Consider the following 22960-nt stretch of genomic DNA (forward strand, 5'->3'; position numbering starts at 1 on the left):
ATACAAAGTATCGTCTTCGTTTGCTTCGACCGAAGTCTAAGCTCCTTGCACATTTGGTTCGTTCATTCTTTATTCAGTTTTCAAAGGTCAATCGTGTATCACTTGTTACGTGACAGCTAATTAATAATATCGCAACTTCTCGATTTCGTCAAGAACTTTTTTGAATTATTTATTCTTATTATTCTTGGCTCAAAATATCCCGATCAGCAACTTTTATATATTATCATTCCTAAGTCATCCTGTCAACATTTTTCTTGCATTTAATTGATTGGCACTTCAGACAACTCATTTATACTATCACTCTTCTGCAGTCATTGTCAATTCTTTTTTTGAATTTTTGGGGATACCTAATAAAATGGACTGTCCCGTTTTTTGAGTCAGTCCATTTTTTCTTCATTTTATTCAGGAAAAGATACATTGAAGCCGGGATCTTCATCTTGGCAATTTCTTCAAAGTCATATACAAAAGTATGCCGGATGTCGTCGCAGACAGGATGTCCGCTATCGGTTCCGCGTAGTAGATTCCCATCACATCGAAATAGTTGGGTAGAATAAGCGCCAATGGAATCAGGATGATCACTTTGCGCAGCAAGGCGATAAAAAGTGATTTTTTCGCCTCGCCCACTCCCACAAAAAACATTTGCGCGCTCATCTGCACCCCGAACAGCCACATGCCCCCCATGTATATTGGAAGAATACGGGTGACCAACGCCAACAAGTCCGGATCAGTCGTAAAGATGCGGGCGAATAAACCTGGCACGAGCAACACCAACAGAAAGTAGGAGGCAGTCAGTGCGACCGTTACCTTCATGGAATGACGCACAGTCTCCCTCACCCGTTTGAAGTGCCCCGCACCATAATTATAGCTGATGATCGGTTGAACACCTTGCGTAAAACCTTGTACAGGAACTGTCAGCAATTGCATAATGCTTTGCATGATCGTCATGGAGCCGACGTAAAGATCGCCGCCATATTTCAGCAGACCCGTGTTAAAGACAATTACGATTGCACTTTCCGTCGCCTGCATAATGAACGGTGAAATCCCTAGAGACACAATTTTTTTTATCAGTCCGACCTGTAATCTCAAGTTCTGCTTGCGGACCCGGATAAGCGAGTGCTCGGAAATCAGGAATCGCAGGACGTAAAATGCGCTCAGAGCTTGGGAAATGACCGTAGCGATTGCTGCACCTTTCACACCCATATCGAACCCAAAAATAAAAATCGGATCCAGGATGATATTGGCGATGGCACCGATCAATACCGAAAACATGGCAATTTTGGTTTTGCCTTGGCTGGTGATGAACAGATTCAATCCCAACGCATATTGGACAAAAATCGTGCCCATTATATAGATGGAAGTATAGTCATTCGCATATTTGAAGGTAACCTCGCTGGCACCGAATAAGTATAATAAGGGCTCTTTTATCAAGGCGAAAACGATAGTCAGAATGATCGCCATGAGCGACAGCATCGAAAAAGCATTGCCGAGAATTTTTTCTGCCTCATCTTTGTCATTTCTTCCCAACGCTATCGCCGCCAACGGGGCACCTCCACCGCCGGCAAAGCTGCTGAAAGCAGCAATGATCAGCACAAGCGGGGCGCTGATGCCCAGACCGGTCAACGCAACAGCCCCCACCTCGGGGATATGCCCGATGTACATCCTATCCACAATGTTGTACAGGATATTGATGACTTGGGCAATGATGCTCGGGATGGCCAGTTCCATCATCAGTTTGGGGATTTTTTCGGTGCCCATCCTCGATTCTTTCATTTCCTGCATAATCATTCCTCCTGCTTTCGTTCTGCATTCACTATCATCTTTTCGAGCATTCCTTCAAACTGTTCGAATTGCTCTTGACTGATTTCTTCCGTCATTGATGCGATAAACTGTTTTCTGCGATTCCGTAATCGCTCTGCTATCGGCTTTGCCTGTTCGGTCAATACCAGATGGATGTAGCGACGATCCCCGTCATCTACCCGAGTCACTAAGTAACCTTTCGTAACAAGCGAATCGACCGATCTGGCAATCAAGGACTTTGATAGCCCCAGAAAATCAGCTATTTCTTTGGAAGTATCCGTTTCGTTGTTCGACAAAAAAGTGATCAGATCCAATTCGTTCGGCGAAAAATCCAAATCGGACATCTCATCCTTCACTTCTGCTCGGTACATTCTCGACAGTTTTGCAAGACTGAGCAGCAGATTCTTTTTTTCTTTCATTTTTTATTTCCCCTCATCCATTCAAACTGAAACCATCTTACCGTTAATCAGTTCACTTGTAAACCATTCCTCATGAAATTTCCAACAGCATCAACGCCCAGTATCATACATCAAAAAAATACCAGTGGAACTACGGCGAAGCCTCTATTCACCGGAGAACCAGTTGAATTCACAGCTGCCAGGCCGCTGGGTAACGGTAACAATATGCTTTAATCGCAAAGAAGCCGCACCCGCTGAATAAACAGCGTGTGTGGCTTCTTTGCGTTGCGTCCTTATTGATTTACGCCCTCTTTCAATGCAGCCTCCACTTCTTCCACTGTGAGGAGGTTCCCAGGGATGCCCAATACCTGTGCTATCTTCATGGCCTGCGGCTGATCCAAATAGGCTTGCTGCAGGAGTTCCTTTTTGCTGAAGACCTCCCTTGCGTCGCCTTCGAGCAGCAGCTGTCCTTGACTGAATACGACGACCCGTTCAAAAACGGCCGCCGCAAAGTCCATGTCATGCAGAATGCAGAAGACGGCTTTCCCCTCTTCATGAAGGTCTTCGATCACCTTTTTGATGATGGCTTTTCCGGCAACATCCTGGCCCATCGTGGGTTCATCGAAAATGACGACAGGCGTGTCCATTGCCAAAATCGAAGCCACTGCCACCATCTTTCTTTGTGCTAAATTGAGATCGTATGGGTTCACCTGTTCAACATCAGCCAATTGCACTTGCTCCAAAGCCGCGCGGGAACTACTTCGTGCCTGATCCAAGGACTGGCCGATGTTCAACGGCCCGACCATGACCTCATCCAGGACCGTCTGTTTGAAAATCTGGTCATCGGGATTCTGAAAAACCAGACCGATTTTCTTGGCGATCTGGGCGACTGTCATCGTCGCTATATCGGCGCCGTCCAGCAGAATCCTGCCGGAATAGGGGCGCAACAGCCCCTTCAGCAGTTTCACGAAGGTCGTTTTCCCTGAGCCATTCTGCCCGATGATGGCTGTTGTCCGGTCATCCAAGACCAGATCGATGCCTTTTATGACGGGCGTCGCTTTATCATAGGCAAAATGCAGCTTTTCGATTCGCAGTTCACTCATGATACACACCTTCTTCCGCCAGCAATCGTTTCAGCTCTTCCAATTCCACAGGGTAATGCCCATTGGCTTTCCGCTTGTTCAAATGGCGGGCGATCGCGGTCACAGCGGGCGGTTGTACCCCGAGAGCAGCCAAATCAGCCCGTGAAAAAATGGCTTCGGGTGTATCGTAAGCGATCAACTTGGCATCATCCAATAGCAAGACACGATCGGCATACTGTGCGATTTTTTCCATTTTCTGCTCGGCCATGATAATCGTGATGCCTTCTTTCGTGAGGCTTTCCACCACCTTGAAGACCTCCTCCGACCCTTGCGGATCCAGTTGGGAAGTCGGTTCATCCAGAATCAACACTTTCGGCTTCATCGCGACTACACCTGCGATCGCAACCCGCTGCATTTGCCCGCCGGAAAGATCGAACGGATTCTTGTCCTTCACCTTACGGATATCCAGCAAGTCCAGGCTTTCTTCGATCCGCTTGATTATTTCGTCGCGCGGCAGTCCCATGTTCTCCAGACCAAAGGCGATTTCCTCATAGACCGTAAAACGCGAGCCGGTGATCTGGGAAAACGGATTTTCGAACACCAATCCGGCTGCGGCAGTGACTTCGCTCACATCCGTCGTGCGCACATCCAACCCAGCCACCTCCACCGATCCGCCGTAGGCACCTTTGAAAAAATGCGGAACCAATCCGCTCAATGCATAGCATAACGTCGATTTGCCGGCGGTGTTCCTTCCAATCAGTCCGATGAATTCACCCTCTTCGACCGAAAAACTGATGCCGTCCAACGCCAATTTGGTCGTGTCGGGATAGCGATATTTCAGATCCTTCACTTCTATCATGCTCATCCCATCAGCCTCCAGACGATCAAACCAACCAGAATCAACAGCAGCAGAACATTCAACAAGGTACTATAACGATAGGACTTCGCTTCATTCAGATAGGTTTTCGGCGTGTCCCTGTCGAAGCCCCGCACATCGAGCGCTATCGCTCTTTCCCGGGTATCGTTCAATGCGTTCAGAATGACCGGGCCCAATAGAGGGAAAAATGCTTTTATCCGGACAATCAGATTGCCTTCAGTCTCCATCCCGCGCGACCGTTGTGCATCCTGAATTTTGGCATACGTGCCCCGAAGCTGCGGGATGATCTGCAGGACCGAAAGGATGACATAGCCGATTTTCGGCGACATGCCTTTCTGTTGCAGCCGTTCAACAAGTTCCGTCGGCGAAGTCGTCAGCACCAATACCCCAAAGGCACAGACCATATTGATGACGCGCATGGTCAGACGCAAGGCGATAACCAGCCCCTCTTTGTAGAATTTTATCGGACCCAATTCATAGAGCAACGTTGCATTGGCGGGATTGAAAAATCCCTGCACGATGACAATCGACAGAATCAATAAAAAACTGAGCGCGACCACCGGCAAAATATTGCGGAAAACTTTCCCCACCAGTAAGATAGCAAAACTGGTCAGCATGACTGCCGCGACTTCCCAGAGATTATCCAATAAATAGGCCGCGGCGATGCTTACGATGATGTAAAGCATCTTCGTCAACGGATCCAAGCGATGGATCGGCGAGTTGCGCGGCACATACAATGTCAGTGCATCCATTCAAATCAGCCCCTATAATTCTTCTATCGCGCCATCCTTCAGGAAAGTGTTCGTCAGTTTCTTCGGCAAGCCCTTGAAGATAAAGTAACTGATGAGTACTGTCACAAGTTTATCCGGCACATCGACAACGATGCTGTCCAAGAAAGAAGCCAGCCATTGCGGTTGCCCGTTCGAAATCAACAAAGCGTACAAGGCATCCCCCCAGACATTCCCGGTCTGGCCGCCCCAGAAGAGGATATTCAACGGCGTCGAAACAGTGGCCGCAACCACCCCGATGATCAACCCGGCCAACAACACTGTCTTTATGTCCTTGAACCACCCTTTAGCGGCAAAAAAACCCGCCAGCAAACCGATGACTGCGCTTGTGACCGCGTACACTGTAGAAATTGGATCGGCCGTCACACCATAGATGACGTTGTTGATGATCCCGGAAGCAGCACCGATGACCGGCCCCGCCAGCATACCGGACAATACCGTTCCGATCGAGTCCAACCAAAGCGGCAGACGCAATACGCCCGCGATGTATTTGCCGAGATAATTGATTCCGATCGCGATCGGGATCAAAACGATGGAAGCGGTCGACAACTTATAACTCAGTTTCCTTTTTGTTTCTGCATTCATTCTATTCTCCTCCTTTTGCCTGATGCCACGCATAAAAAGCGGATAATGCCAGTTTGATTTGATTCTTTTCCCCTTGACGGGTGGCTGCCTCTCCTGAAACGAATTGACGGACGCCTTCTTCCATCCCTTCATCCGGACCGACGACGACATTCAGCAACGAAGCGGTCTTCAACCCTCTCAGTGCCCCGACAACGAACAAAGTGGCTGTTTCCATATCAGACCCGATGATGCCGTTGCCGCTCCAATAAGCAGTAAGTTGCGCTTCGCGGGCGGTGTAGAAACTGTCGTGGCTGCGGACAATCCCGATTCGGTGAGGGATCCGCTGCGTATCTGCGATTGCCTTGAGTCGGGTCAACAAATCCAGATCGGCAACGGCGGGATAACCGAGGTCGACATAGGCTTTGCTGGCGCCGTCATCCCTGACCGCTGCCGTGGCGATGATCACATCGCCCAGATGCGCTTCCGGATGCAAGGATCCGCAGCTGCCGATCCGGATGATGCCTTCTATCCCGATCCTCGCCAATTCTTCCACGGCTATCGCTGCGGACGGCCCCCCGATACCGGAGGAAATGATCAACACCTTCATCCCTTTATAGGTTCCCAGAACACTTTTGTATTCGCGGTTGAACGCCAAATCGACCGGATCATCCAACAGCAACTTCGCTCTTTCCACACGGGCTGGATCACCCGGCAGTAGCGCATATTTCACATCCAGACCGGCTGATAATTGAATGTGCGCTTGCAGTGTTTGTTCCATTTTCCCACCGTCCTTTTCGCAATGTTCGAATCCGGAATAACCAGACAAAACTTCAAGATACTGATACCCATTATGAACTCAGTATAGCACAGAGCCCAACGTCTGGCATCGGATAACCCTTGATGGAAAAATGGCCTTTGCGGTGCAATAAAAAGAAGCAGTCTCTTTTCAGTAGAGGACTGCTTCTTCTGCTTTCTTAGTTATTGGATTTACTGGACGAACAACGCCGCAAGCGGGATCAACCCTACCATCATGACCCCAGAGACAACCATCGCCAAACTGCTCATGGCGCCCTGCAACTCGCTCGCCTTCAACGATTCTGCCGTCCCCATGGCGTGGGAAGCCGCACCCATGGCCAACCCTTTCGCAATCGGTTCTTCGATCCTGAAGATTCTGAATATCAGGTTGGAAACCACCGTTCCGAAAATACCGGCGAAGATGACTCCTGCCACTATGATGCCGGCGACCCCGCCGATCAGTTCGGTCGTGTCCAATGCGATTGCCATCGTAATTGAGCGTGCCAAAGTTGACAGAGTCGTGGTTTCACTCATCTGAAGGATCAAGGCCAAGCCGATGATCGTGACCAGGCCGCTGATCATCCCCACCAAGCAACTGATTAAGACAACCCAACTGTTTTCGCGCAAGATCTTGAACTGCCGATAAACCGGAACAGCTAGACAAATGGTGGCAGGCGTCAAGAGGTCGGAAAGCACCTGCGCACTTTTCTGAAAATTCGCAACTTCAATATCCAGCACAAGGATTAAGCCGATAACCAAGATTGTCCCGATCAACAAAGGATTCGTGAAGGCATAGGGATATTTTTTGCTCAGCTTCAAACCGATCATAAATGCCCCCAAGCTGACAGCCAGCCCTAGATATTTCGTCGTCTCCAATAATTCATTCAGCATCCGCGACATCCCCCTTCGCTATTTTTCTTCGGATCAGACCCTGCGCCAGAAGCCCGGTAGTCGCCAAAATTACGATGGTCGAGCCGATATTGACGGCTACCCAGCTGGCAAAGTTTTCGGCAATTTGCTCGTAGGACGTGATGAGTCCGGCACCGCTCACTACGAACAGAGCAGGCATGATACCCAACAGCAGATTGGCGGCACTTTCCACTTGGTTGAGTTTCAACACACCCGTCATCAGCAGCAGGAAAAGCAACGTCATGCCGTAGATGCTTGCCGGAATGGGCAGCGGAATGAAAATGGCCAACAGTTCGCTTATAGCTGAAATAGCGATGATCACGGTAAATTGTTTTAAATAGTGCATGATGAAGTGGATCCCTCCTTGTCCGAATTAATCCGAAATTCTATTGTTTAATCATATCAGCCCAGGCCTAATTGAAAAGATGCATTCTGACAAAAGCACAAATTAAGTTGTCCTAGTTGCCCAAATCTTGAAGGAACCTCCGGACTGGTCTACCTCTGCAAGTATACTTTTTCACTATCCAGTATACCGGCTTACGATCCGAAACGATATATTCCGCAACCCAAAATCTTGCTTTTCGTATCGGTTTATACCTGTTACGCGATACATACGATGGGTTAATGAGGTATAATAAGCCGTGCAGCAAATGACCCTGAACAGAAAGAAGGCAGGAATAAATGAACTTAGAAAAATTAATTGAAAAGATTGAAGCATTCAAAGCAAGCCATCCCGAAGGAACGTTTGAATTCTTCGTGCAACCGCAAAGGGATTTGGATGACCTTTATGCCGAACTGCTGATACTGGATGTAACAACAGATGCAGAGGGCAATGCTACAGCCCGCGCTGAGGAAGCCTTGATTACGTTGGAAAACCCGTCAAATGATGAATTGGCTATGCTTGAAGACATCGCCGAATCCTTAAAACAATATCTATAGAAAAAACTCCCCGAAGGATCTGCATCAGTGCAGGGCTCCTTCGGGGAGTTTCGCTTTTTATCCATGTATCAATCGAAAGCCGATCATTCGGCAGTTCCGATTCCAGCTCCAATTTTACTATCAGTTTCACGCCATTCGTCCAACGGAACACTCTGATCGCTGTTGTTGTGGCCAGCCCAATCAGGTAAATGTTTTGCTGTTGTCTGTTCGGCTTGTCTTCCCTCTTCTACCTTAAAAAGTATCAGCGTCAACAGATAGCCGATTAGACATGAAGCGATCACCAGGTAGAATATGTAGTCGTAATTCTGGAAAGTATCCAGCAACAACCCCGAACTGCCTACCCCCAAAACAGCACCTATTCCGTATGCTGTAAATACGACGCCATAGTTTTGGCTGTAATGCTTTGGGCCGTACATGTTGTTAGTGGCAGTGGGCGCTATCGCCAACCAGCCTCCAACATTGAACCAAAATATGGAAAAGGCTGCGACAAACAAAACGACGCTGCCGTTTTTTGCCAACACCATCAAAGAGGCCGCCAGAATGATTTGAGCGTAGGAAAAGAGCATCGCCTTCTTCGCCGATAACCTGTCCGTCAGCCATCCGAACACCGGACGTCCGATACCATTGAACACTGCAAACATGGATATAAACAGCACCACATCCTTTTGCGCCATCCCTATCAGCTCAATGCCGATGCTGCTCGTCAAACCTATCATCATCAGTCCAATCATCGTTCCGATAATAAAATTGAAATAAAGCCCCTTGAAGTTGGCGGATCTGACCATTTTGGCGCTATCCATATTGTTTTCCCTCGACTCCGCTCCGAGAACCTCCGCCTCCTCAGTACAATCCGCTTCAGGATACTTGAACGGCATCGCCAGCACAGGCAACAGCACTCCAAAGACGACTCCCAATATGAGAAATGTTTTTGTCACTCCGTACTGTTCAACTAATTCCCTAGCAAGCGGCGCAGTCAGCAATGGCGACAGTCCGAATCCGAGTAGCACCAACCCAATCACAAGACCCTTTTTTTCTGGGAACCATCTGGTCACTACCGTTAATGGGGCGCCGTAGGCTATCCCGACCCCTGCGCCACTTATCACACCGTAAGTAACAGTCAATACTTGGATATTCGGGGCGAACGCCGATAAAATCCAGCCAATCGAAACTAAGACCACCCCCGTCAAAATGGTTTTTCTCGGACTCCAAGTATTAAAAAACCTCCCGGTCAAAAACATGAACAGGGAATAAAACAATAGTGCCGTCATGTAGGGTAATCCGCTTTGGGCAGCCCCGACAGCATACAACGCCTCCACCGGCAAACGGAAAACACTCCAGGAATACACTGTCCCAAGCGCCATCATGATCACCAGCCCCAAAATTACATACAGCCATCTGGCCTTTGACATCACTTTCTTTTCTGCTATTACTTTCTGTTGCATCTGCATCCCAACCTTCTTTCCATTTAATATCCATATAATTGCCGGCAACATTTTCTTACTGACATGCCGATCTGCAAAAAAAAGCCAATAACAAGAACCCCTCGCTGGAGTACTTGCTATTGGCTTACGCGTCGACTGGCTACTTGCCTTTCGTTGCATCTTCCGTATTTACTTCATCAATTTTTCTATATCTTGGTCTATGACTATTGCGATGATTTTTTCACCCGTCTTGGTGCTGACATCGGAATAGGTACTTACGATATTCACATCAAGCACTGTTTTGATTGTTGCTTCGAGTTCTTCCCGTGCATTCTCAAACAATGCGGTCCGAGCATTTTTTATCAGCTGGATTCCACCCGGGTTTTTGGCCAAGTTTTTCTCAGATATACTCAAGAAACCATTGAGCCTTATCAGGATCAAATCCTGAAAGATGACGGTCCGGATTTTCTCCGGCCCCCTACCCATTTGTTCAATCTCAAACTTACTGATCGCTTCGCTCAATTTCGATTCGATTTGTCCTTTTGTCATTGAACTTCCAGTGTATGCCATGCGCTTCAACCCCTAAATCATATGAAAGTTGGGAAACGTTTCTTACAGCCAAAACTATATCACACCGACATATTGTCGTCAACAAGTAGCCCTCTGTCCCGAATAAGGATAAGGATAAGCGTAACGACCGGTGCAGAAGATTTGAAAAGGTAGCTGCAGCCAAAAACTCCCCTAAGGCCTGTGTGGTCTCAGGAGAGTTTCTTCAATAAGTTCTTTTCCAGCTGGAAGCTGCGCTTATTTTGCTACTGCTACAGCCGGGGCTTCATCGGCGGAAGCAAACGTTCCGATCGGCAGATGATCGTTCAACAGTTCCGATTCCGGATCCAATGCAGCTTTCTGTTTCACGCCGGTTGTCCAGTAAAGCGCCAGGATCGCAACGGTTGCGACCAATCCCACCAGGTAAGTGGCCGTCTGCAGCCCCATCCGGAAGCCAATCGGTTCACTCAGGATATAGACGACGCAGGCATACAGCATGAAGGTTGCAGGCAATAAGGTAACCAAGTAATTTTTGTTTTTCAGATACAGGTAACGCGTCGACATCAGCAAGGCGATAACGGCTGTAACTTGGTTCGCCCAGTTGAAGTATCTCCAGATCAAGTTGAAATCCACTTTCGTCAGGAAGAAAGAGATGACAAACAACGGAATCGTCAGCATCAGAATCTTTTTCATCGAATCCTGTTTGATGTTCATGTAGTCAGCCAAAATCGTGCGCAGACTTCTGAAGGCGGAGAGTCCTGAAGAAATTGGCAGGACGATGACGCCTATGATGGCAATCGTACCGAATACATTGCCCAACAACAGCGTGGAAACTTGGTTGACGACAGCTGATGGCGTACCGGCATCGATCATTTGGCTCAAGGTTTGGCCATCGAATAAAGCCATGGAAGCTCCAGCCCAGATCATAGCGATGACGCCCTCAGCGATCATCATGCCGTAGAAAAGGAAGCGGCCTTCGCGCTCATTTGTGGATGTCCGTGAGACCATTGGTGCTTGGGTCGCATGGAACCCGGAAATGGCCCCGCAGGAAATCGTAAAGAAGATTGCCGGGAAAATCGGCGTACCTTTCGGATGGAAATTCTGCATAGTGCTCATCGTCAATTCAGGCAGGTTATGGCCACCCGTCAGCAAGCTTATGCCGATGGCGATCGTGCTGATGATCAGGATTGCGCCGAACCAAGGGTAAACCTTGCCCATCGCCTTGTCGATCGGCAGGATAGTGGAGATGAGATAGTAAGCAAAGATCAAAAACGTAATGATGCCAATCGTCATCCAATCGGGCGTGATGCTGGCGATCAGATTGGCGGGCGAGATAACAAAGACTGTAGCCACCAGCAGCAACAGCAGCATGGCGAAGATGTTGACGACGTGCTTGACCGGTTTGCCCAGATATTTGCTGGCCAACTCCGGTAAGTGGGCTCCATCATTGCGCAAGGAAATCATCCCGATCATGTAGTCGTGGACGGCTCCTCCGAAGATACAGCCGACGACGATCCAGATATAGGCGACAGGCCCGTAAAGCGCTCCCATAATCGGGCCGAAAATAGGACCCGTTCCGGCAATATTCAACAATTCAATGATGGCATTTTTTGATTTTGACATCGGGACAAAGTCATAGCCGTCCTTCAGTGCTTCTGCGGGCGTCTGGCGTTCCGGATCGATGGAAAAGTTCTTTTCGATGTAGCGTCCGTAGGTAAAGTAACCTAAAATCAGTAACGCGATTCCTCCAAGTAAAGTAAGCATCTTTTTTCCTCCTTCAAAATAGGTGTGCGGCCAACACGTTCTTTCTATGTCCCTACTTTACTTGAGAAAAAGGAAATTTTGGGTCAATTGGACCCGAAACGACAAAACCGCAGGCTGAGTTGCACGCCCGCAGTTCTGAAATTCATTTATTTTTTGATCAGATGCCTGTTTTTTCTTTGAAATCCTTCATATAAGAACGGCTGACGGGTATCTTCAGGCCGTTACTCATCGTCAGCTGAAAAGTATGGTTGAACCATGGCTGGATTTCCTTGATTTCCTTCAGATTGATGAGAAAGGCGCGGTGAACCCTCAGGAAAGGATGTCCGCCGATTTTTTTCTCCAGCGCACTGAGCGGCTCGTGAATGATGTACTCCATATTTTTCGTATAGATCGTCGTTTCGCCGTTCTCAATTCCGATGGCGATGATTTCCGGGACTTGCAGCATATAGATCCGCTCGTCCATCTGGATGGGCAGCACCTGTAGGCCGTCACCCTTTGGCTTCGCAGGTTCCGCTCCACTGCTGTGCTGCCTTTTGTGCTGTCCGTAAGCTTTTTTGACCGCTTGCTGGATCCGTTCCAGTTCAAAAGGCTTTAACACGTAATCGGTCGCATTCAGTTCAAACGCTTTGACAGCATAGTCGTCATAGGCCGTAGCGAAAATGATCAGCGGCGGTTTCTTCAGTTTATTGATCTTGCCAGCCAGCGAGAGGCCGCTCTCATTCGTCAGGTGGATGTCCAAAAACAGCAGGTCCACCGGCTCCTCCAGCATCGCCCCGAGTGCTTCCTCGATCGAATCCACTTGGGCGATGGCGCTCACGCCCTCACATTTCCCAAGCAGGTAGGCCAGTTCATCCCTTGCCAATGGTTCGTCATCCACAATCAATACCCGCATACTCATTCCCCCCTTTCTTGATAAGGTACCGTACAATAGACGGTCGTTCCTGTTGGTGCAGATACGAAATGCAGTTTGGCCGCTTCGCCGAACAGGCTGATCAGCCGTTTGTTCAGATTTTCCAATGCCGACCCGGTGCCTTCCAGCGATGGCAGTGTTTCTTTGCCTAATTTCTCCAAGCGATTGGCGTCGATGCCTTCCCCGTTGTCCCGGACGGAAATGAATACCCCGTCAGGACTGTTTTTCACATCTATCCATACCCGATTATCGGTCTTCCGGCTGCCGAAAGCATGCTTGAACGCGTTCTCCAACAGAATCTGGATCAGGAAAGGCGGCAACAGCACCTCTTCCATGCCTTCTTCGATGGAAATGTCGACTTGGTAGCGATCCGGGAAACGGGCCTGCTCCAACGAACGGTAGGCTTCCACTTGCGTAAGCTCCTTCATCAACGGAATCAGGTTTGTACGGGCTCCCTGCAGATTGGCCCGGAAAAAATTGCTGAGTTGGAGCAGCAGCCTGCGCGCCTGTTCGCTGTCCACCCGAATCAAGGCGGATACCGTATTGATGGCATTGAAGAAGAAATGCGGATTCACTTGCGCCTGCAAGGATTTGATTTCGGCATCCTGCAGCAACTTGCTCTGCAGTTCGATCTCGCCCAACTCGATTTGGCTGGAGAAGATGTTGCCGAGGCCTTCCGTCAACTGCCTTTCGACAAATGTCAGCTTCGTGGCATCCGTGAAATACAACTTCAAGGTACCGATCGTTTTCCCTTGCGCTTTCAACGGAATGACAAGCGCCGCTTGCAAAGGACAGCCCGGATGATTGCAGCCGATTTCGTCATGGGAATGGACCTCCCTGATTCCCCCTGTCCGCAGCACTTCCTTGGACAACTCGGTCAATATTTCATTCGAGGCGATGTGGTGGTCGCTGGCTGCGCCTACATAGGCCAAAATCCGTTCAGTATTGGTGATGCTTACGGCGGATACCTTCATCAATTGTTGGATGATTTTTGCCGCTTCCGTGCACGATGCTTCGTTCATGCCGGAACGGAAATAAGGCATCGTTCGATTCGCCAATTGGAGCACATCATGCGTCTGCACTGCTTTCGTCTGTTCGACTTGGCGCAGCGTGGAGCCGATGATGGAAAGGAAAATGCCGGTCCCCATGCTGTTTACGAGGATCATGGGGAAGGCAATGAACGTCACCAAATCCCAGGCCGCCTCAAAATCTCGGCTCAGCAACAGGATGCTGAGCATTTGGACACCTTCCGTAACGGCTCCGATCGTAAAGCCCTCTTTTGCAGAAGGATACGCATTTTTCCGCATCGTCCGGGCTCCATAAAAGCCGGAAATGAGCCCAATCAAGATGGAAGAAATCACATAAATATAGGCCTCTTCTCCGCCTTGGAAAAAACGGATGATGCCCGAGATGATGCCGACGGATGTGCCGACCAATGGCCCGCCGATCAAGCCGGCAACGCCGATCGTGAGAACCCGCGTATTCGCCAAGGACGCCCCCTCCGAAAGTTTCATCAGTACCTGGTCGGATATGATTTGGTCTTGACTGATTTCAACACCTGTATAGTTCGAGATGACCGCGAATATTCCGAATACGACAATCAGTGCCACTTTGGTGCTCAAGCGTTGACGTTCGCCCAATTTGTCCCTGAAATAGTGGGTATTCATCAAAAGGTAGGCCAATATGATGATCAGCCCGACTCGCTCCAATATCAAAATGAATAGATTAAACATGGCCGCTCCTTTCCGGAAAATGATTATCTTTAGTTTACACCAGAAACAACAGATTTACGCCCATAAACCGCTATTCGATTCCGGAGAATCTCAGTACGGGATAAAGGACCAATAACCCAAGCGTCGCAGCTTTGGGCTATTGGTCCTTTTTCAATCATTCATTTCGTGAGACAACGGCGTCAGAAGTTATGCGCAATCCTCTGGAATTGGTGATGCAGCTCGTCCATCACCACGAAGCGGGCTTCGCGGATCATCTCTTTGCCTTCGATGAACAACAGCAATGCCGGAACGGTGAAGACGGTGAATTCGCCCGCGACTTCCGGGATGTCATCGGCGTTGGCCTGGATCGCTTTGATTGCCGGGAACTCTTCCAGCATCTCCTGCACTTGCGGCTGGACCGCATGGCAGACACCGCAGTTGGTCCGGGAAATATAAACAAACGCGAATTTGTTATCAGCGATGAAATGACGGATTTCTTCTATTGAAGTTGCTTGTTGGAAATTATTTGGATAAAACACAATTTGACCTTCTTCCTCTTTATTTTTGTGGCAATTATAGCACGCGAATCGGAATAAGTCCGTTTTGCGGATTTTACGGATTTTTCAGCACTGGCGATTAAAGGTCCTGTTATTTGAACTTGCTTTATGAAAACGTTATACTAAAAACAAAAAAGGTGGTTTTTCAGATGATGTTCGAACTCAGGATTACACTTATGGATGTCGGTATACCGGTCTGGCGGGACATACAATTGGATGACGACACTACTTTCTCCGATCTGCATTTCATTCTCCAAAGTGCCTTCAATTGGTCCGACCTGCACCCTCATACTTTCAGATTTGCCTCTCCGCATAAAGAGGCGTTGGCAGAACCCGATCGTCTGCGGGACCACATTCAAGGAAAAGACGACAAAATCATTTACACGTACAACATGGAAGAAAACTGGGAGCATGAAATCATCCTGCAAAAGGCCTTCGAAGCGAAGCCGGACGTGCTCTATCCCCGTTGCGTGCGTGCAGAGAATCTGGCGCCTGAGGAAGACCATACCCGTCTGGACATCACGGACGGCACACTCGACCTTGCGTATAAAGATTCTGGGGAAATTGCGAAAGCAATCAATGAGGAATTGGCCTATCTGAACGTCAGCGGGTTAGGCGAAGGCCTGCCGGGGCTAGATGAAGATGAATGGATCGCTTTGGATGACGACGAAGATGAATGGGAAGATGACGGCGGTCATCTGTGAAAAGCTGACAAGCAAAAAAACACCTCCTGCTCGCATTTGATGAGAGCAGGAGGTGTTTTCTTGTTTATTCTCTTATTGAACCGTTTCTGTGATCGATTTAGTTGCTGTTTTTTTCTTGTAAACAAGATCCAGGATCAGCCCTGCAGCCGCAACCACGATAGCGACATAGAAAGCTTTGGTGAAGTCACCGTTGTTCGCAGCAGCGATTCCTGCTGTTACTTTAGGTGCAACGAAAGCGGATGTCGAGTAACCGATGAACACGATACCGTAGTTGACGCCTTGGAATTTCGGTCCGAAGTTATCCATGACCAACGATGGGAACACGCCCATCACACCGCCGAAGCATAAGCCTAAACCAACGATACCCAGGGTAAACCCGAACATGGATTTTACGAAAATAAGGATCAAGAAAGTAAGAATGATGACACTGTACATGATGCTGATGGTCGTTGGTTGGCCCAATTTGTCGGAAACAGCGCCCCAGATAACGCGACCCATTGTATTGCTGAGAGAATACACGCTGACATATACGGCTGCCGCTGCTGCGGATAGGCCGAACATGGATTGTCCGATTGGAGAAGCGTTTGAAGCGATCATCAAGCCTGAGAAAGCACCCATGGCGAACATCAGGATGATCATATAGAATTTTGGATCCTGCAGCATTTCTTTCCAGTTCTTGTTTACAACCGGTTTATTCGCTGCTGCAGTAGCCGCTGCGTTCATATTTTTTGGCATATAATCTTTCGGAGCAACCTTGATGAAGAGGCTGCAAGTGAAGCTGATGATAGCGTAGGCGATACCCATCCGCACGAAAGTGTCAGCAACGCCAATGCTTTGGATCAGTTGGTTCGCAATCGGAGCTGCGATGATTGCCGCTCCACCCATACCTGCCGTAATCAATCCGGAAGCCAAACCTTTTCTATCCGGGAAGAAACGGATTGTGTTGCTTAGGCAGCCTGAGTAAGCGAAGCCTTGACCGAAACCGGCCATCAAACCATAGTACACGTACAATTCAGTCAAAGTTGTGGCTGTACCCGCCAAAGCAAAACCGACACCGAACAATACCGCTCCGGCCATCGTGCTCCATTTCGACCAACCTTTGTCGGTCAAGAAGCCGCCCAAGATCATCGGAATCGGCCCCAAAGCCGCATTGATCGCGAAAGCGCCCATGACCTCAGCCATTGTCCAATCCCTTGCGGCAGACAACGGTCCTGCCAACACGCTGAAAGCATAAACTGCACCCGTACACATCAAGATACCCATAGAGCTGATCAAGACAGCCCAACGATTAATTTCCTTTTTCATCAACAACACTCCCTTATTTTCCATTCGCCATGACGATGTTTTTTAGTTCTCCCCAATTTTCGCGGAACATGCCTTCGTTCATCACTTTCAGATTTTCAGCAATCACCGGTTTGAAGCCCATTTGTCCCAAAATATCTTTTTCCAGATCAACACCAGGCGCGATTTCGATCAGGCGCAATTTGCCTTTATCAAGGTCGAATACCGCACGTTCCGTCACATACAATACTTCCTGTTCCACTTCGGACGCGTATTCCCCACTGAAAGTCACTTGTTCGACTTCAGCTACGAATTTCTTCGCTTTCCCTTCCTGGATGATCGTCAAACGGCCATCTTTGACTTCCTGTTGCAAACCGCCGGCAGTAAAGGTTCCTGCGAACACCAATTTTTTGGCAGCTTGGGAAATATTGATGAATCCGCCGCAACCAGCGACACGGTTGCCGAACTTGGATACATTCACGTTTCCGTATGCATCGGTCTGAGCAAGCCCCAACACGGATAAGTCCAAGCCGCCGCCATCGTAGAAGTCGAATTGGGCATGGTGATCCATGATCGCTTCGCTATTGAAGGCATGGCCGAAGTCCTTCATGCCTGCAGGGACGCCGCCGATTGATCCGGCTTCGGTAGTCAACACCAATTGGTCGCTGATGCCTTCTTCGGCACCTACTGTCGCGACATTGACAGGAATCCCTACGCCAAGGTTCAGGACAGCAGACGGAACCAACTCCATCGCTGCACGGCGGGCGATCACTTTACGGGCATCCAACGGAAGTGCTGTTACAGCATCCAATGGTACTTTTGTATCGCCGGAGAAAGCCGGATTATACTCCGTGTTTTCTGTTTGGAATTGATTGCCTGGCTGCGCCACGACAATGTAGTCGACCATGATACCCGGTACTTTTACGTCTTTAGGATGCAGTGTGCCTGCTGCTGCTAATGTTTCCACTTGTGCGATCACAATACCGCCGGAGTTTTTGACAGCCTGTGCGACCGGCAGCACTTCCATGTGCAAACCTTCTTTTTCAAGCGTCAAGTTGCCTTTTTCATCGGCTACCGTTCCGCGGATCAGACCGACATTGATCGGGAAAGTCGGGTAGAACAGCCATTCTTCATTTTCGATTTCAACCACTTTGACGATATCTTCGGTCGTGCGAGGGGAAAGCTTGCCGCCTTCCAGACGCGGATCGACAAAGGTGCGCATGCCGACTTTCGTGAACAAGCCCGGACGTTTTGCGGCGATTTCACGGTACAGTTGTGTGATGACGCCTTGCGGAAGGTTGTAGGCTTCGCATTTATTTTCGACAATCAAGTCACTAAGTTGCGGAGAAGCACTGACGATGCCGCCAATCCAACGTTTGATCAGACCTTCGTGGGCAAGATGGCTCATCCCTTTTGTGCGGCGATCCCCTACAGCGCTCGCGTGGATGACTGTCAGGTTGTTCGGATGTCCTTCCGCTTTAAAGCGATCCTCGATGGAAATCGCCATTTCTTCGTTCACACAGGCCAGGCCGAATCCGGTCAACGCCACTGTGCTGTTGTCTTTGATCAATTTTGCCGCTTCCGCAGCTGTGATTACTTTTGTCATAAGTGTACCCTCCTGTTTGTTCGTTCATTCACATAAACATGTTATGAAAAAAGCTCAGCCTTGATCTGAGCTTTTCAATTTTTCTTAGTAAGCGATCTTCAATGAGGCTGCGATTGCTTCAGCGTCCTTGAACAACGTTTCGATGATTTCTTTGGCAGGACGGATATCACGGACCATACCGGTGATTTGGCCGGCCATGACCGATCCGTTTTCGACATCACCTTCGTATACGGCTTTGCTCAATGAACCCAGCGCCAACTCTTCCAATTCATCACGGGATGCATTGTTGTTTTCCAGTTCCTGGAACTTCGCAAGCATCTTGTTTTTGATGGAACGGACAGGCGCTCCGTTGCGGCGTCCTGTAACGATTGTAGCTGTGTCATCAGCATCCAGAACGGCTTGTTTGAATGTATCCGGAACCGGACATTCTTCAGCTGACAAGAAGAGTGTTCCGACTTGGATCCCTTGGGCACCCATCGCGTACATCGCAACGACTCCGCGGCCGTCGCCGACTCCGCCGGCTCCCAATACAGGGATGTTGACTGCACTTACCACTTGTGGCACTAAGCACATAGTCGTTGTTTCACCGACGTGTCCGCCCGCTTCCGTTCCTTCAGCCACTATGGCATCTGCACCTAAAGCTTCCATTTTTTGCGCATGTTTCACGGATGCTACTACTGGAATCACTTTGATCCCTGCCTCTTTGAATTTCGGCATGAACGGCTTCGGTGTGCCTGCTCCAGTTGTAACGACTTTTATACCTTCTTCAATCACGACATCCACCAATTCCGGACAATTTTGCATCATCAACATCAAATTTACCGCAAATGGTTTATCCGTCATGCTTTTGCATTTTTGAATTTCTGCGCGCAATTGATCTGCTGTCATCCCGCCTGAACCGATGATACCGAGACCGCCTGCATTCGAAACGGCAGAAGCGATATCGGCTGTTGCGATCCGTGCCATCGCTCCTTGAAAAATCGGATATTTTATTCCTAGCATTTCGCATATTGTTGTCATCTATTTTTTCCTTCTTCCTTGAATTGTGAGTGACAGTTTGCAAATCCGGCTGACGTGGCCGATTCATTTGCTCACCTTTTCTCTTTATAGTTGCATTATAGAATTGATTCGATTAATTGTGAAATAGTAATCTTCACCGGTTTGTCATAACTGTTTGGTTATAAGAAATAATTAAAATCGGAATGAAAAGCCCGATATCAGTGTGTTTATGAACAAAAATAATACACCTGTTTTTTCATGGGACGGTTATAGGCCATACCTATTTTGTTCTGTATAGCTATCATATTCATAACTTATCTGTTATAATTGTGATTATTTTATCTTTCACAATCATAAAATACGGTACAATAACGCTTGCAATTCTTAATCGTTTTCCAGTATAACCATCAGTAGAATATCGCAATCGAAAGGATGATTAAAATGCTGCAACAGACCACTATCATTGCCTACCTGGATGCCATCGTCAGTGAAGGGACCTTCACTCAGGCGGCAAAGTCTCTATATATTTCCCAACCTTACCTCAGCAAAACCATCACAAAACTGGAAGAGGAGCTCCAAACCAAATTGGTCGAACGCAACCGGACACCGATGGAATTGACCTACGCCGGCGAGCGGTTCCTGACGCACATGAAAAAGATGCAGAACCAATACGAAGATATGGTTAACGAATTGACCCTGATAACTAAGCTGAAGTACGGCCGGATTCGTATCGGTGTCCATCCGATCATGGGTTCTTTTCTGCTTCCGTTGATCCTTCCGAAGTTCCATGAAAAATATCCGGGCATCGTCCTGAAAATCATGGAACAGGACGCCAAAACGACAGAAATGGACCTGCTGGAAAATAAAGTGGACCTCTACTTGGGCATGATGCCGATCCATAACGAACAACTTTCCTACACCGTGCTTGCTGAGGACAAATGGTGCGTCATCGTTCCGGACACAAGTCCGCTGTATCAACCCGGCTTGAAGGAGATCGCAAAATTCCCTTATCCTTTGAACCTGCTGAAGAACGAAAAATATGTGCTGACCACTTCCCAATCCGGGATCCGCAAACAGGCCAATGAATTCCTGAAGCATCTGGACATCAAGGCCGACGTCGTGATGGAATCGCAGAACATTTCCACGGCGGCAGCGCTTGCGCGAAAAGGGATGGGACTGACTTTCTTGCCGAAGAGCGCGCTCAACAACAGCGAATTGATGGACTGCTACAATATTTTTTATATCGAAACAAGCGTCGTCCATACGCGTTATTTCATCGCCTACAGCAAAGAAAAGACCCTTTCGTCCGTTGACTTGGCCATGATCGATATGGCAAAAGAGCTGATGGAAGCTTACAGCGATTCCATTTGAAATAAATAAAAAAAGGAGCAAACGAGTGCGTCATTCCGCATTCTTTGCTCCTTTTTTACTTTATAATATGAAAAAACACCAGAGCTCAGTCTGGTGTTCCAACGTTCGCTGCTTTCAATCCTTTGATGTCCAAAAACTTTTGGCAAAGTTTATCCAATTCCTGCTCCATCACAGCGCTCGTCTCAGGTGAATAACTGAGCATTTTTGCCGGATTGGATACCAGATCCAGAACGGAATCGGGAACCACTTTATCGCCCTCGATATGGACAGCAATCTGCGGAAAGTAGTTTGTCGTTCCGCAACATGCTGAGACAAGGTAGGCGATTTCATAATGCTCGTTGCCTTTGTCGCGGATGCGGAAATAGCCATCGCCGATGAATTCCTTTTCCGGTCCGAAATTAGCCAATATCAACTCTAAATCCTTCTTTTCCATTAAGAAAACCCCTTTTCTTCATGAATAAACGTGAACAAACATTTGCCTTTCAGCAGTTTTCTCTTCAAGAATAGTATACCACTCGCGGGCTGTTTTGGACATCCTCCGAGGAGCGGATGAGGGCTTCTGTTGCGCCTATCCCAGGCCGCTGTGATAAAATAAATGTGTAAACGTTATCAAAAAAAGAAACGGGGTTATCGAGATGGCAGAAGCAAACTTATCGAAACTGAGAATAACCGGCCAATCAAACCAAGGCATCACCACTACGGTCAAAGTCCGTAATCTACCCGAATTTTTTGTGGATGAATCGGAAAGGTTGGGCGGCGCCAACAAAGGGCCCAACCCACTGGAATATCTTTTGAGTTCGTTGGCAGGCTGCACCTCGATCATCGCCTATTATGTAGCCGAACAACAAGGGCTCGCCTACAGAAGCCTGTCGTTCACCGTCGAAGGCACCTTTGATCCGCGCGGGTTTGCCGGGGAGGATGATATCCGGACCTACTTCCAGGAAGTCACGCTCGTGAACCATATCGAGACGGACGAGACCGATGAAGCCATCGAAAAGCTTGCGGCTGAAGTCGAAAGAAGATGCCCCGTCTACAACCTTATGCTGGATGCGGGTGTCGACATGTCGACGCAGTGGATCCGGACCAACTGAAAAGTATGAAAAAACAGGGGGTGTCTCATTTCGAGGCGCCCCCTTTTTTGGGTTCTGATAAATTCGTTGCCCGCTGCTGGCCTGAGGAGACCGATGGAATGCTTGCGCAGCTCCGGTGAGGGAACCATTCACCGCGGAGTACACCGGTAACAATCGGACTTAACTTCGACGAAGCCGTACTCATCGGAGATCGCAACTCGGAATGCATCCTGAACTCCGGCGAAGCCTCCGTTCGCCGGAGAAAATCAAAAAAAACAACAGCTGTCTCCTTTTGGGACAGCTGTTGTGCGTCTATTCGGTTTTGTTCTCATCGAAATCCCTAAGCTTACTTTCGCTCGGAACCATATGGCTGTCATAATTGGCGATCTTGTATTTCAGCCGATCCAGCGCTTGCTGCATCACATCAATCCGCTCCTGGAGTCCATTCTGCTGTTCAACCAACAGATCGACCCTTGCCGGAACGGTCGCTTCCCCGCTGCGGAACAGGGCAAGGTATTCGATCAAGGCTTCGATCGACAACCCGGCATTGCGCATCTGGCGACTGAAGACGATCCACCTCAAGTCTTCTTCATCGAATTCACGGACCCCATTCTCATTCCTTTTTATCGGCGGAATCAGGCCGATCCTTTCGTAGTAACGGATCGTATCGGCGGATACACCCGTCTCTTCACTGGCTTTCTTTATGTTCATCATCGCGTCCATCCTTTCGGCATCCAAACCTGAGCTGCTTGTTATCCTCTGTTATATCCTACACCCTGGAGTGGACTCCAAGTCAAATGGAAATTGTAGGTTAAGGAACCTCTAGCCCGCTTCGGAAAAATAGTCAGCCTTGCAGCGCAAGCAACTGCA

Annotated in this window: 24 protein-coding genes; 4 read left to right on the forward strand and 20 right to left on the reverse strand. The window is 48.6% G+C overall.

Annotated elements, in window-relative coordinates:
- Positions 1 to 432 precede the first annotated feature (432 nt).
- The 9 genes from C8U37_RS13595 to C8U37_RS13635 form a co-directional block, all read right to left on the reverse strand.
- Entirely contained in the window at positions 433 to 1779 is a 1347-nt protein-coding gene (locus C8U37_RS13595; protein ID WP_108033754.1) for an MATE family efflux transporter, read from the reverse strand.
- A gap of 2 nt (positions 1780 to 1781) precedes the next feature.
- Positions 1782 to 2216, reverse strand: a complete 435-nt coding sequence (locus tag C8U37_RS13600) for a MarR family winged helix-turn-helix transcriptional regulator (protein WP_108033755.1) — start codon at positions 2214 to 2216, stop codon at positions 1782 to 1784.
- A gap of 272 nt (positions 2217 to 2488) precedes the next feature.
- Complete coding sequence (locus C8U37_RS13605; protein ID WP_108033756.1) at positions 2489 to 3298, reverse strand: energy-coupling factor ABC transporter ATP-binding protein; 810 nt, start codon at positions 3296 to 3298, stop codon at positions 2489 to 2491.
- The gene (locus C8U37_RS13610) at positions 3291 to 4142 is read right to left on the reverse strand and encodes an energy-coupling factor ABC transporter ATP-binding protein (protein ID WP_108033757.1); all 852 of its coding nucleotides are present in this window, start codon (positions 4140 to 4142) and stop codon (positions 3291 to 3293) included. Before C8U37_RS13610 ends, C8U37_RS13605 begins: the two co-directional genes overlap by 8 nt.
- Entirely contained in the window at positions 4139 to 4906 is a 768-nt protein-coding gene (locus tag C8U37_RS13615) for an energy-coupling factor transporter transmembrane component T family protein (protein ID WP_108033758.1), read from the reverse strand. The genes C8U37_RS13610 and C8U37_RS13615 overlap by 4 nt, the downstream gene beginning before the upstream one ends.
- A gap of 12 nt (positions 4907 to 4918) precedes the next feature.
- The gene (locus C8U37_RS13620) at positions 4919 to 5527 is read right to left on the reverse strand and encodes an ECF transporter S component (RefSeq protein WP_108033759.1); all 609 of its coding nucleotides are present in this window, start codon (positions 5525 to 5527) and stop codon (positions 4919 to 4921) included.
- 1 nt (position 5528) lies between these two features.
- On the reverse strand, positions 5529 to 6284 hold the full coding sequence (locus tag C8U37_RS13625) for a nucleoside phosphorylase (protein WP_108033760.1): 756 nt from the start codon (positions 6282 to 6284) through the stop codon (positions 5529 to 5531).
- A 209-nt stretch (positions 6285 to 6493) separates the two neighbouring features.
- On the reverse strand, positions 6494 to 7192 hold the full coding sequence (locus C8U37_RS13630; RefSeq protein ID WP_170100314.1) for an LrgB family protein: 699 nt from the start codon (positions 7190 to 7192) through the stop codon (positions 6494 to 6496).
- A complete protein-coding gene (locus tag C8U37_RS13635) occupies positions 7182 to 7556 on the reverse strand; it encodes a CidA/LrgA family protein (protein ID WP_108033762.1) in 375 nt (124 codons plus the stop codon). The genes C8U37_RS13630 and C8U37_RS13635 overlap by 11 nt, the downstream gene beginning before the upstream one ends.
- A 335-nt stretch (positions 7557 to 7891) precedes the next feature.
- On the opposite strand from C8U37_RS13635, the gene C8U37_RS13640 reads away from it, so the two are divergent.
- The gene (locus C8U37_RS13640; RefSeq protein WP_108033763.1) at positions 7892 to 8149 is read left to right on the forward strand and encodes a hypothetical protein; all 258 of its coding nucleotides are present in this window, start codon (positions 7892 to 7894) and stop codon (positions 8147 to 8149) included.
- Positions 8150 to 8232: 83 nt separating this feature from the next.
- Here the strand turns inward: C8U37_RS13640 and C8U37_RS13645 are convergent, their stop codons facing one another.
- The 6 genes from C8U37_RS13645 to C8U37_RS13670 form a co-directional block, all read right to left on the reverse strand.
- A complete protein-coding gene (locus C8U37_RS13645) occupies positions 8233 to 9591 on the reverse strand; it encodes an L-lactate MFS transporter (RefSeq protein ID WP_108033780.1) in 1359 nt (452 codons plus the stop codon).
- Positions 9592 to 9759: 168 nt separating this feature from the next.
- On the reverse strand, positions 9760 to 10140 hold the full coding sequence (locus C8U37_RS13650) for a Na-translocating system protein MpsC family protein (protein ID WP_211306268.1): 381 nt from the start codon (positions 10138 to 10140) through the stop codon (positions 9760 to 9762).
- A 234-nt stretch (positions 10141 to 10374) separates the two neighbouring features.
- Positions 10375 to 11880: a carbon starvation CstA family protein gene (locus C8U37_RS13655; protein ID WP_108033764.1), complete on the reverse strand. Its 1506-nt coding sequence runs from the start codon at positions 11878 to 11880 to the stop codon at positions 10375 to 10377.
- A 157-nt stretch (positions 11881 to 12037) separates the two neighbouring features.
- Positions 12038 to 12772 carry a LytTR family transcriptional regulator DNA-binding domain-containing protein gene (locus C8U37_RS13660; RefSeq protein WP_108033765.1) on the reverse strand — a complete coding sequence of 245 codons (735 nt, stop codon included), beginning with the start codon at positions 12770 to 12772 and terminating at the stop codon, positions 12038 to 12040.
- Between the two features lie 2 nt (positions 12773 to 12774).
- On the reverse strand, positions 12775 to 14523 hold the full coding sequence (locus tag C8U37_RS13665; RefSeq protein ID WP_108033766.1) for a sensor histidine kinase: 1749 nt from the start codon (positions 14521 to 14523) through the stop codon (positions 12775 to 12777).
- 179 nt (positions 14524 to 14702) lie between these two features.
- On the reverse strand, positions 14703 to 15041 hold the full coding sequence (locus C8U37_RS13670) for a thioredoxin family protein (RefSeq protein WP_108033767.1): 339 nt from the start codon (positions 15039 to 15041) through the stop codon (positions 14703 to 14705).
- Between the two features lie 167 nt (positions 15042 to 15208).
- On the opposite strand from C8U37_RS13670, the gene C8U37_RS13675 reads away from it, so the two are divergent.
- On the forward strand, positions 15209 to 15763 hold the full coding sequence (locus C8U37_RS13675) for a plasmid pRiA4b ORF-3 family protein (protein ID WP_108033768.1): 555 nt from the start codon (positions 15209 to 15211) through the stop codon (positions 15761 to 15763).
- A gap of 72 nt (positions 15764 to 15835) precedes the next feature.
- On the opposite strand, the gene C8U37_RS13680 is transcribed toward C8U37_RS13675, so the two are convergent.
- The 3 genes from C8U37_RS13680 to C8U37_RS13690 all read right to left on the reverse strand — a co-directional run bounded on the left by C8U37_RS13680 (position 15836) and on the right by C8U37_RS13690 (position 19670).
- Complete coding sequence (locus tag C8U37_RS13680; RefSeq protein ID WP_108033782.1) at positions 15836 to 17068, reverse strand: L-lactate MFS transporter; 1233 nt, start codon at positions 17066 to 17068, stop codon at positions 15836 to 15838.
- Positions 17069 to 17081: 13 nt separating this feature from the next.
- A complete protein-coding gene (locus tag C8U37_RS13685) occupies positions 17082 to 18650 on the reverse strand; it encodes an acyl CoA:acetate/3-ketoacid CoA transferase (protein WP_108033769.1) in 1569 nt (522 codons plus the stop codon).
- Between the two features lie 84 nt (positions 18651 to 18734).
- Entirely contained in the window at positions 18735 to 19670 is a 936-nt protein-coding gene (locus tag C8U37_RS13690) for a nitronate monooxygenase (protein ID WP_108033770.1), read from the reverse strand.
- A 420-nt stretch (positions 19671 to 20090) separates the two neighbouring features.
- Here C8U37_RS13690 and C8U37_RS13695 point away from each other — a divergent pair, with 420 nt between their 5' ends.
- Positions 20091 to 21020 (forward strand): LysR family transcriptional regulator, encoded by a 930-nt coding sequence (locus C8U37_RS13695; RefSeq protein ID WP_170100315.1) that lies wholly within the window; start codon positions 20091 to 20093, stop codon positions 21018 to 21020.
- Between the two features lie 85 nt (positions 21021 to 21105).
- Here C8U37_RS13695 and C8U37_RS13700 read toward each other — a convergent pair whose 3' ends face one another.
- Positions 21106 to 21453, reverse strand: coding sequence for a hypothetical protein (locus C8U37_RS13700; protein WP_108033772.1), 348 nt, complete (start codon positions 21451 to 21453; stop codon positions 21106 to 21108).
- Between the two features lie 202 nt (positions 21454 to 21655).
- On the opposite strand from C8U37_RS13700, the gene C8U37_RS13705 reads away from it, so the two are divergent.
- Positions 21656 to 22111 carry an OsmC family protein gene (locus C8U37_RS13705; RefSeq protein ID WP_108033773.1) on the forward strand — a complete coding sequence of 152 codons (456 nt, stop codon included), beginning with the start codon at positions 21656 to 21658 and terminating at the stop codon, positions 22109 to 22111.
- Between the two features lie 291 nt (positions 22112 to 22402).
- Here C8U37_RS13705 and C8U37_RS13710 read toward each other — a convergent pair whose 3' ends face one another.
- Positions 22403 to 22801, reverse strand: coding sequence for a MerR family transcriptional regulator (locus tag C8U37_RS13710; RefSeq protein WP_108033783.1), 399 nt, complete (start codon positions 22799 to 22801; stop codon positions 22403 to 22405).
- Positions 22802 to 22960: the final 159 nt, after the last annotated feature.

This window comes from Trichococcus patagoniensis (assembly GCF_003051085.1).
Classification (GTDB): Bacteria; Bacillota; Bacilli; order Lactobacillales; family Aerococcaceae; genus Trichococcus; species Trichococcus patagoniensis.